A 10743-nucleotide genomic window follows, 5' to 3' on the forward strand; every position below is an offset into this window, starting at 1 on the left:
GCCGGAGTGAGGGCACTCCGAGCCTAGGCGAGGAGCCGAGTGGTGGGGCAAGAGCGTTTTGCTTACTTTTGCGCTTTTCAAAAGTGAGCCGCTGTAAAAGCGGAACCAATAGCGGCCATCACCGCAGCAACGGATATGCCCCCAACCTGAAAACCTACTTCTTTTTCTTCGGAACCCGCACCAACTGCGTGTCGGAGTAGATGTCATGCCAGCCACGCTTCTGCTTGTCGAACAACGACCAGATAAACCCAAGCCCCAGGCACAACCACGAAGCAATCGACACCACAAACCGCAACAACGCCTGCCACAGACTAATCCGCGACCCATCAGCGTTCTGCACCCGCACCCCCCAAACCTGCATCCCCAGGGTCTGCCCCGAGTGCGTCCAGAACTTGGCAAAAAACCCAAACAACACAAAAAACAAAATCGTCGACAACAGCGGATCACCATCCAGCGCGCCAGACTCAGACAGCGCCCGCAACTTGGCCTCACCGACAAACCCCATCCACACCAGCTTGTAGATGAAGGCCGTGACGATCAGCAGGGCGGTGCACAACAGGAAGTCATAGAACATCGCTGCCAGACGACGGCCCAGGCCTACGGCGGGAAACTCGCCTTGGGGGCTCAGCAGGTGTTTCGACATGGCATGGCTCTCGGCAGGAAAAAAGCCATTTTACGGAAGAACGCCCATAAAAAAGCCCCTGATGTCATATCAGGGGCTTTTTGTCGCAGCAAGGATCAGCCTTCTGCTTGTACTTCGTCGGCTTGCATGCCTTTCTGGCCTTGCACCGCGATGAAGGTCACTTTCTGGCCTTCTTTCAGGCTTTTGAAGCCGTTGCCCTGAATAGCGCGGAAGTGGACGAACAGATCCGGACCGCTTTCTGGAGTGATAAAACCAAACCCTTTTTCGTCGTTAAACCACTTGACGGTACCGCTCTGACGATCAGCCATTTTCTTATTTCCTTGACGCAAAAAAATTAATGACAGCCCCTTTCACATGAAAGAGTACTGGGCTGGATTGCAGGAAAGTAAGAGACGTCGAACGGGTTGTAGCAAACTTTGGCTACTGCCCAGGTCCAGGTTCAAAGCGACCCATGCAAACACAGTGGGCAAACTCTACGCCAACTAATACAGAAAAAACAAGCCCCGGCAAAACCCCAGGTTTTGCTCGGCCTCGTTACACTTCTGTCCACAATGTGGAACGCGTTTATTCGATAGAATTCGTCACTTGTTATAGGTGAATGAACATAACATTGACTATCGTCAATGCACTTTAATGTGGCGGTTGCGTTACAGATTAGTGCACGTTAACGCAACCGCGTTACTTATAGGAACAGTCAATCAACCACGGTAGTAACGTTGTGGCACGAATGGCATTTTACTTACACGTAGTGGCACCTTTTTCCCACGTACCAACGCAGATACTTCGGTATCCAGTGCGATGAAAGCGCTGTCCAGATAACCCATGGCCAGCGGGCCGCCCAGGCTCGGGCCAAAACCGCCGCTGCAGACGCTGCCGATCACGGTGCCGTGTTCGTCGACGATTTCTGCGCCTTCACGGACCGGCGTGCGTTCCTGTGGCAACAGGCCTACGCGTTTGCGGCTGACGCCGGTTTGTTGCTGGGTGAAGATCGCATCGGCGCCCGGGAAGCCACCGGCGCGTGCGCCATCAGCACGACGGGCCTTGGAAATTGCCCACAACAGGCTGGCTTCAATCGGCGTGGTCTCGGTGTTCATGTCATGGCCATAAAGGCACAGGCCGGCTTCCAGGCGCAGGGAGTCGCGGGCGCCCAGGCCGATGGCCTGTACTTCGGTTTCGGCCAGCAGGCTGCGGGCCAGGGCCTCGGCGTTCGCGGCCGGTACCGAGATTTCGAAGCCGTCTTCGCCGGTGTAGCCCGAGCGGCTGACGTAGCAGTCCACGCCCAGCAGGCGGGTCGGTGCGAATTGCATGAAGGTCATGTGCTTGACCTCCGGCGCCAGGCGCGCCAGCACACTGACGGCAGCCGGGCCTTGCAGGGCCAGCAGGGCGCGTTCCTCGAACAGTGGCTCGATGGTGCACTGGTCACCGATGTGCTGGCGCAGGTGGGCCAGGTCCTGGTCCTTGCAGGCGGCGTTGACCACCAGGAACAGTTCGTCGTTACCCAGGTTGGCGACCATCAGGTCATCCAGGATGCCGCCTTGCTCGTTGGTGAACATCGCATAACGCTGCATGCCCACCGGCAGGTCGATGATGTCCACCGGCACCAGGGTTTCCAGGGCCTTGGCGGCACCGGCGCCGGTCAGGCGGATCTGGCCCATGTGCGACACATCGAACAACCCGGCTTGTTCACGGGTGTGCAGGTGTTCTTTCATCACGCCCAGCGGGTATTGCACCGGCATGTCGTAGCCGGCGAAGGGCACCATGCGCGCGCCCAGTTCGATGTGCAGGGCGTGCAACGGGGTTTTCAACAGGGTTTCGGTGGACATATTCAGCTCCTGAAAAACGTGCGGACGCGCTTATAGGCGTCAGCACTCGATAATGTTGACCGCCAAACCGCCACGGGCGGTTTCCTTGTATTTGCTTTTCATGTCGGCGCCGGTCTGGCGCATGGTGCGGATGACCTTGTCGAGGGACACGAAGTGTTGCCCGTCGCCGCGCAGGGCCATGCGCACCGCATTGATGGCCTTGACCGAACCCATGGCGTTGCGCTCGATGCAGGGCACCTGCACCAAGCCGCCGATGGGGTCGCAGGTCAGGCCGAGGTTGTGTTCCATGCCGATCTCGGCGGCGTTTTCTACCTGGGAAACCGTACCGCCCAACACTTCACACAGGGCGCCGGCGGCCATGGAGCAGGCCACGCCGACTTCTCCCTGGCAGCCGACTTCGGCGCCGGAGATCGAGGCGTTCTCCTTGTATAGAATGCCGATGGCTGCGGCGGTGAGCAGGAAGCGCACCACTCCGTCTTCGCTGGCCCCCGGGATAAAGCGCATGTAGTAGTGCAACACCGCCGGCACAATCCCGGCCGCACCGTTGGTGGGCGCCGTCACCACGCGCCCGCCATTGGCGTTTTCTTCGTTGACCGCCAGGGCGTACAGGTTGACCCAGTCCAGCACCGACAGCGGGTCGCGCAGCGCCGATTCCGGGTTCTTGCACAGTTGGCGATGCAACGCGGCGGCGCGGCGCTTGACCTTCAGCCCTCCCGGCAAAATCCCTTCGTTGCGACAGCCCGCGTCCACGCAGTCCTGCATCACCTGCCAGATCTTCAGCAGGCCGGCGCGGGTTTCCGCTTCCGGGCGCCAGGCGCTTTCATTGGTCAGCATCACCTGGCTGATGGACAGCCCATAGGTGGCGCAATGGCCGAGCAAGTCCTTGGCACTTTTGAACGGGAACGTCAGGGGCGTGGCGTCTTCGACAATCCGGTCGTGGCCGGCGGCGTCTTCATCCACCACAAACCCGCCGCCCACCGAGTAGTACTCGCGGCTGCGAATCTGCAAGCCGGCGGCGTCGAAGGCGCGGAAGATCATGCCGTTGGGATGATAGGGCAGGGGTTTGCGAATCATCGCCAGGTGTTCTTTCTCGTTGAACGCAATGCTGTGTTCGCCGAGCAGGTTCAAGCGTGCGTTGCCGCGAATTTCCAACAGGCGGGCGGCAACGGTTTCGGTGTTCACGGTGTCCGGGTGCTCGCCTTCCAGGCCCAATAATACGGCCTTGTCACTGCCGTGGCCTTTGCCGGTGGCGCCGAGGGAACCGTAGAGTTCCACCTTGACGCAGGTGGTGGTGGCTAACAGGTTATCGCGCTTCAAGCCTTCGACGAATCGAGCGGCAGCGCGCATTGGGCCGACGGTGTGGGAGCTGGAGGGGCCGATGCCAATCTTGAACAGGTCGAACACGCTTAAAGACATGGTTGTTCTCCGGTTTCTTATTATTTATCGGATGTACTCGGTCCAATTGTGGGAGCGGGCTTGCTCGCGAAAGCGGTGGGTCAGTCACCAGATGTATCAACTGACACTCCGCATTCGCGAGCAAGCCCGCTCCCACATCAGGTTACGCGTAGCTCTCGATCGACGGGCAAGCGCACACCAGGTTGCGATCGCCAAACACGTTGTCGACCCGGCCAACCGGCGGCCAGTACTTGGCTTCGATCAACGACGCCACCGGGTACACCGCTTGTTCACGGCTGTATGGGTGGCTCCATTCGCCAACCAGTTCCGCGGCAGTGTGTGGCGCGTTTTTCAGCGGGTTGTCGTCTTTGTCCAGCGAGCCATTTTCCACCGCGCGGATTTCTTCGCGGATGGCGATCATCGCGTTGCAGAAGCGGTCCAGTTCTTCCCGGGATTCGCTTTCGGTCGGCTCGATCATCAGGGTGCCGGCCACCGGGAACGACATGGTCGGCGCATGGAAACCAAAGTCGATCAGACGCTTGGCGACGTCATCCACGCTGATGCCGCTGCTGTCTTTCAACGGGCGCAGGTCGAGGATGCATTCGTGGGCCACCAGGCCGTTGCTGCCGGTGTACAGCACCGGGTAGTGCTCTTCCAGGCGACGGGAAATGTAGTTGGCATTCAAAATCGCCAACTGCGAAGCGCGCTTGAGGCCTGCGCCGCCCATCATGCTGATGTACATCCAGGTGATCGGCAGGATGCTCGCGCTGCCGAACGGTGCGGCGCAGACCGCGCCTTCCTTGCGTTCCATCGCGGCATGGCCGGGCAGGAACGGCGTCAGGTGGGATTTGACGCCAATCGGGCCGACGCCCGGGCCGCCACCACCGTGGGGAATGCAGAAGGTCTTGTGCAGGTTCAAGTGGGACACATCGCCGCCGAACTTGCCCGGGGCGCAGAGGCCGACCATCGCGTTCATGTTGGCGCCGTCGATGTACACCTGGCCGCCGTTGTCGTGAATGATCCCGCAGATTTCGCGGATGCCTTCTTCGAACACGCCGTGGGTGGACGGGTAGGTGATCATCAGCGCAGCGAGGTGCTCGCGGTGCTCGATAGCCTTGGCACGCAGGTCTTCGATGTCGACGTTACCGCGTGCATCGCAGGCGGTGACCACGACGCGCATGCCGGCCATGTTGGCGGTGGCCGGGTTGGTGCCGTGGGCCGACGACGGGATCAGGCAGATATCGCGGCGTTCTTCGCCACGGCTCTGGTGATAGGCACGGATGGCCAGCAGGCCGGCGTATTCGCCCTGGGAACCGGCGTTCGGTTGCAGGGAAATCGCGTCATAACCGGTGGCCGCGCAGAGCATGGCTTCCAGTTCGGTCGTCAGTTGCTGGTAGCCGGCGCTTTGCGAGGCCGGGGCGAACGGGTGCAGGGCACCGAACTCGGCCCAGGTCACCGGGATCATTTCGCTGGCGGCGTTGAGCTTCATGGTGCACGAGCCCAGCGGGATCATGGTGCGATCCAGGGCCAGGTCCTTGTCGGCCAGTTTGCGCAGGTAGCGCATCAGCTCGGTTTCGGAGTGGTAACGGTTGAACACCGGGTGGCTGAGAATTGGCGACTGGCGCAGCAGCGCGGCCGGCAGGGTGCTTTCAACGCTGGCAGCCAATGCGGCGAAGTCCGGCAGGGCTTTACCGCCGGCGAACACGCTCCACAGGGTTTCGATGTCGGCTTGGGAGGTGGTTTCGTCCACCGACAGGCCAACGCGTTCGCCGTCGACCACACGCAGGTTGATGCGCTGGGCGCGAGCCTTGTCGTGCAGGGCAGCAGTTTGCGCGCCGGTCTTGATGGTCAGGGTGTCGAAGAAGTGGGCTTGTTCAACTGCCAGGCCCAATGCGCCCAAGCCTTTGGCGAAGATCGCGGTCAGGTGGTGAATGCGGTTGGCAATCTGGGTCAGGCCTTTCGGGCCGTGGTACACGGCGTACATGCTGGCAATGTTGGCCAACAGCACTTGGGCGGTGCAGATGTTGCTGGTGGCCTTCTCGCGGCGGATATGTTGCTCGCGGGTCTGCATGGCCAGGCGCAGGGCCGGCTTGCCGAAACGGTCCACGGAGACGCCGACCAGGCGGCCCGGCATGTCGCGCTTGAACGCATCCTTGGTGGAGAAGTACGCCGCATGCGGGCCACCGAAGCCCAGCGGAACGCCGAAGCGTTGCGCGCTGCCGATGGCCACGTCGGCGCCGAACTCACCCGGCGGGGTCAGCAGGGTCAGGGCCAGCAGGTCGGCGGCCACGGCTACCAGCGCATTGGCGGCGTGGAAGCGCTCGGTCAGTTCGCGGTAGTCGAACACGTCACCGTTGCTGGCCGGGTATTGCAGCAGGGCGCCGAAGAAGGCGCTGACGTCGGTCAGTTCACGCTCGTCGCCCACCACCACGTCGATGCCCAGCGGCTCGGCACGGGTGCGCAATACGTCGAGGGTTTGCGGGTGGCTGTGCACGGAGGCGAAGAACGCGTTGCTGCCTTTGTTCTTGCTCAGGCGTTTGCAGAAGGTCATGGCTTCGGCAGCGGCGGTGGCTTCGTCCAACAGCGAGGCGTTGGCGATCGGCAGGCCGGTGAGGTCGCTGATCAGCGTCTGGAAGTTCAGCAGCGACTCCAGGCGGCCCTGGGAAATCTCCGGCTGATACGGCGTGTAGGCGGTGTACCAGGCCGGGTTTTCCAGGAGGTTGCGCAGGATCGGCGACGGTGTGTGGCAGTTGTAGTAGCCCTGGCCGATGTAGGTCTTGAACAGCTCGTTCTTGGCGGCGATCGCCTTGATCGAAGCCAGTGCGTCGGCTTCGCTCAGGCCGTCGCTCAGGCCCAGCACAGCGGTGCCCTTGATGCTTTCCGGGATCACGCTGGCGCTCAAGGCTTCCAGGGAATCAAAGCCCAGGGTGGCGAGCATGTGTTGCTCGTCGTCCTGGCGCGGGCCGATGTGGCGGGCGATGAATTCGTTGGCGGTGGTCAGATTAGTCATGGCGCGCTCCTCAGGCTTCAGCGTTGGCTTTGATCAGGCGGTCATACGCATCCTGATCCAACAGCTTAGCTACTGCGTCGGCATCAGCCGGTTTAAAGCGGAAGAACCAGCCTTCGCCCATCGGGTCTTCGTTGACCAGCTCGGGGCTGCCGTCCAGCTTGTCGTTTACTTCGAGGACTTCGCCGTCCAATGGCATGTATACGCCGCTGGCGGCCTTGACCGATTCAACGGTGGAGGCTTCTGCCCCTTTGTCGTAGGACTGCAGCTCAGGCAGTTGCACGAAAACCACATCGCCCAGCGCGTTCTGCGCAAAAGCGGTAATGCCCACGGTCACGCTGCCGTCGGCTTCGGCGCGCAGCCATTCGTGATCTTCAGTAAAGCGCAACTCGCTCATGGAAACTCCTCAGGGCCAGATTCGTCTGGTGGACGGGATTGGAATAATGGGGAGTTGCTTAGCAAAATTGCGGCCAATGTTTTTTTATCGTTATAAAACAATTGGTTACTGATTATGGCGGGTGATGTTCGGAAGGTGGTTGTAGCGATATCGCTACAGCTGGACCGTTGAAAAAAAGACTATGAGGATCAAAGCCTTGCATGGCGACGCCTACGACGGTGTGTATCGATATCGTTCCACTGTAGCGCTTTCAGTACAGACGGAGGTCGCTTTTGAGGGCGCCGTAGATCAAATGTGGGAGCGGGCTTGCTCGCGAATGCGGTATGTCAGTGCCGAATGTATTGACTGACCCAACGCATTCGCGAGCAAGCCCGCTCCCACATGTTGATCGCGTGCAGTCAGTCAGGGCTTGTTGGGAATGCCGTACTTGCGCAAGCGGTGGGCAATGGCGGTGTGGGAGGTTTGCAGGCGGCTGGCCAGCTGGCGCGTGGACGGATAGCTGACATAGAGCTTCTCCAGCAACCCGCGCTCGAAGTCTTCCACCGCCTGCTCCAGGCTGTCGACTTCACCATCGTTCTGCCGCGCCACCGAGGTGCCGGCGATGTCCAGGTCGCCGATGTCCACCAGGCTGCTTTCGCAAATGGCCGCGGCGCGGAAGATCACGTTCTGTAATTGCCGCACGTTGCCCGGCCAGCGGTTGCCCAGCAGCGCCGGGTAGGTGCCCGGCGCCAGGCGGCAGACCGGGCGCTGGATCTGCGCGCAGGCCTGCTGCATGAAGTAGCGGGCCAGCAGGAGGATGTCCTGGCCGCGCTCGCGCAGGGGCGGCACTTCGACGTTGAGCACGTTGAGGCGGTAGAACAGGTCTTCGCGGAAGGTGCCTTCGCTGACCATCTTTTCCAGGTCGCGGTGGGTGGCGCTGAGGATCCGCACATTGACCTTCACCTCACGGTCGCCGCCCACCCGGCGGAAGCTGCCGTCGTTGAGAAACCGCAGCAGCTTGGCCTGCAAGTACGGTGACATCTCGCCGATCTCGTCGAGGAACACCGTGCCCTGGTTCGCCAGTTCCATCAGCCCCGGCTTGCCGCCGCGCTGGGCACCGGTGAAGGCGCCGGGGGCGTAGCCGAACAGTTCGCTCTCGGCCAGGTTCTCCGGCAGCGCCGCGCAGTTCAGGGCCAGGAACGGCGCGCTGTGGCGTGCGCTGATGGCGTGGCAGGCACGGGCCACCAGCTCCTTGCCGGTGCCGGTCTCGCCCTGGATCAACAACGGTGCATCCAGCGCCGCCACCCGTTGCGCCCGCGCCTTGAGGGTGCGGATCGCCGGGGACTCGCCCAACAACGCGTCGAAACCTTCGGCGTGGTCATGGTGCAGCGCCGACAGTTGTTCGCCGATGCGGTTGGGTTGGTACAGGGTCAGCAGGGCGCCGGCGTCGGTGATCGGCGTGGCGTCCAGCAGCAGGGTCTGGCCGTTGACGCTGATTTCCCGCAGGGCCAGGCGAAAGCCGTGTTCCAGCAGGGTGGCCAGAAGGGTTGGGTCGTCGAACAGTTCGTTGATGCTTTCCCCGGCGGGTTCACGACCGTACAAGGCGATCAGCGCCGGGTTGGCCAGCAGGATCTTGCCGGCGCTGTCCAGGGCCAGTACCGGGTCGGTCATGGCGGCGAGCAGGGCATCGAGTTGCAGGTGCTGGCGCTGGCCGGGGAGGATGTCGACCACGGTCACGGCTTGCACGCCGCGCACGCTGAACAGTGCATCACGCAGCTCTTCCAGTACCTCGGCGCTTAGGGTCGGGGCGTCGATGTAGACGTTGGGCGGAACCATTTCCACCGCATCCAGGTTCAGATTGCGCCCACCGAGCAAGGCCAGGACTTCCTGGGTGATGCCGACGCGGTCGATGAAGCTGACGTGGATACGCATGGGGCGGTTAGCGGTTCTGGCGAGCGAGAGGTGGCAAGTATGCCTTGGAGAAGATGGAGATCAAAATGTGGGAGCGGGCTTGCTCGCGAATGCGGTGTGTCAGTCACCGGATGTATCAGCTGATACACCGCATTCGCGAGCAAGTCGAATCGTCGCACCGCCGCTCCCACATTTGATAGTTGGTGCCTGGGAAATCAGGTTATTCGAGGTGTTCGGGTTTGACCGGATCCCCAGGCTTCACATCCAACTGATGGCGCACATCCTCAAACATCAAATCGTACTGCTTGTGCATCTGGCCATTGAGCACGGCAATCTTCGGCATGCCGTACTTCTGCGCGATGTTCATCGCCTGCCGGGCGAAGTCGAACGACTGGTCCTTGGGCAGGAAGAACTCTTCCTTGAGCTCCTTGCCCTGCACTGTGCCGTGCATCTTGAAGAGCATTCCCTTGCCTTCCTTTGGGTCCTGGCTGACTTCGTAGTCGATGCACAGGTTGTAGCTGTAGTCATCCTTGTTCAGCGCGTGGCGTTCGATGTGCAGGTGACCAGGTTCAAAGGTAGCCATAGGCGTTTCTCCTCTACTTCACAGGTAGGTGATGCCAGGTTTTGCGGTACTGATGCGGGTGCCGGCGCTGCCCTGGACAATTGCTTCGATGTCCGAGAGTGAACCGATCACTGCGGTTTTTCCAGTCTGGCGGGCGAACTCGCACGCGGCCTGGACCTTGGGCCCCATGGAGCCGGCAGCGAAGCCGAGCTTTTCGATTTCGTCCGGGTGTGCCTGGCCGATGGCTTTCTGGGTGGGCTTGCCGAAGTCGATAAAGGCGGCATTGACGTCGGTGGCGATCACCAGCAAATCGGCGTCCAGTTGCCCGGCCAGCAACGAGGAGCACAGGTCTTTGTCGATCACGGCTTCAATGCCCTTGAGCTTGTCGTCTTCGCCATACATCGTCGGAATCCCGCCGCCGCCGGCGCAGATCACGATGCTGCCTTTTTCCAGCAACCACTGGATCGGGCGGATTTCAAAGATCCGCTTCGGCCGTGGGCTGGCCACCACGCGGCGATACTTGTCGCCATCGGGGGCAATCGCCCAGCCTTTTTCGGCGGCCAGTTTTTCCGCTTCGGCTTTGGAGTACACCGGGCCGATGGGCTTGGTCGGGTTCTGGAAGGCCGGGTCCTTGGCGTCGACTTCGACCTGGGTCAGCAGCGTGGCGAACGGCACTTCGAAGTCCAGCAGGTTGCCCAGTTCCTGTTCGATGATGTAGCCGATCATGCCTTCGGTTTCGGCGCCCAGCACATCCAGCGGGTAAGGTGAAACCTGGGTGTAGGCGGCAGCCTGCAGCGACAGCAGGCCCACTTGCGGGCCATTGCCGTGGGCAATCACCAGCTCGTTGCCTTTGTGGATCTTGGCGATCTGTTCGGTGGCGATACGGATATTGGCCCGTTGATTGTCTGCGGTCATGGGTTCACCACGGCGCAGAAGGGCGTTGCCGCCCAGTGCAACGACGATACGCATATAAGGTTGTCCTTCCAGAATCCAGCGTTGTGAACACCGGGCCAAATGTGGGAGCGG

Annotated in this window: 9 protein-coding genes; all 9 read right to left on the bottom strand. The window is 61.3% G+C overall.

Translation table 11 applies throughout. The annotated features are described in order from the left end of the window. Positions 1-154: 154 nt before the first annotated feature. Positions 155-643 carry an RDD family protein gene (locus HX805_RS29320; RefSeq protein ID WP_017475695.1) on the bottom strand — a complete coding sequence of 163 codons (489 nt, stop codon included), beginning with the start codon at positions 641-643 and terminating at the stop codon, positions 155-157. A 95-nt stretch (positions 644-738) separates the two neighbouring features. Next, entirely contained in the window at positions 739-951 is a 213-nt protein-coding gene (locus tag HX805_RS29325; protein WP_003220045.1) for a cold-shock protein, read from the bottom strand. 390 nt (positions 952-1341) lie between these two features. Beyond that, entirely contained in the window at positions 1342-2466 is a 1125-nt protein-coding gene (gcvT, locus tag HX805_RS29330) for a glycine cleavage system aminomethyltransferase GcvT (protein ID WP_003220046.1), read from the bottom strand. Between the two features lie 39 nt (positions 2467-2505). Next, complete coding sequence (locus HX805_RS29335; RefSeq protein ID WP_177117542.1) at positions 2506-3882, bottom strand: L-serine ammonia-lyase; 1377 nt, start codon at positions 3880-3882, stop codon at positions 2506-2508. 142 nt (positions 3883-4024) lie between these two features. Next, positions 4025-6871 carry an aminomethyl-transferring glycine dehydrogenase gene (gene gcvP, locus HX805_RS29340; RefSeq protein ID WP_177029099.1) on the bottom strand — a complete coding sequence of 949 codons (2847 nt, stop codon included), beginning with the start codon at positions 6869-6871 and terminating at the stop codon, positions 4025-4027. 10 nt (positions 6872-6881) lie between these two features. After that, the gene (gene gcvH, locus HX805_RS29345; protein ID WP_003220049.1) at positions 6882-7265 is read right to left on the bottom strand and encodes a glycine cleavage system protein GcvH; all 384 of its coding nucleotides are present in this window, start codon (positions 7263-7265) and stop codon (positions 6882-6884) included. 402 nt (positions 7266-7667) lie between these two features. Beyond that, on the bottom strand, positions 7668-9176 hold the full coding sequence (locus HX805_RS29350; protein ID WP_102605962.1) for a sigma-54-dependent transcriptional regulator: 1509 nt from the start codon (positions 9174-9176) through the stop codon (positions 7668-7670). A 199-nt stretch (positions 9177-9375) separates the two neighbouring features. Beyond that, entirely contained in the window at positions 9376-9738 is a 363-nt protein-coding gene (locus HX805_RS29355) for a DUF5064 family protein (RefSeq protein ID WP_003220051.1), read from the bottom strand. An 18-nt stretch (positions 9739-9756) separates the two neighbouring features. Continuing rightward, a complete protein-coding gene (gene arcC / locus HX805_RS29360) occupies positions 9757-10686 on the bottom strand; it encodes a carbamate kinase (protein ID WP_177069071.1) in 930 nt (309 codons plus the stop codon). Positions 10687-10743: the final 57 nt, after the last annotated feature.

The organism is Pseudomonas sp. G5001 (assembly GCF_013385475.1).
Classification (GTDB): Bacteria; Pseudomonadota; Gammaproteobacteria; order Pseudomonadales; family Pseudomonadaceae; genus Aquipseudomonas.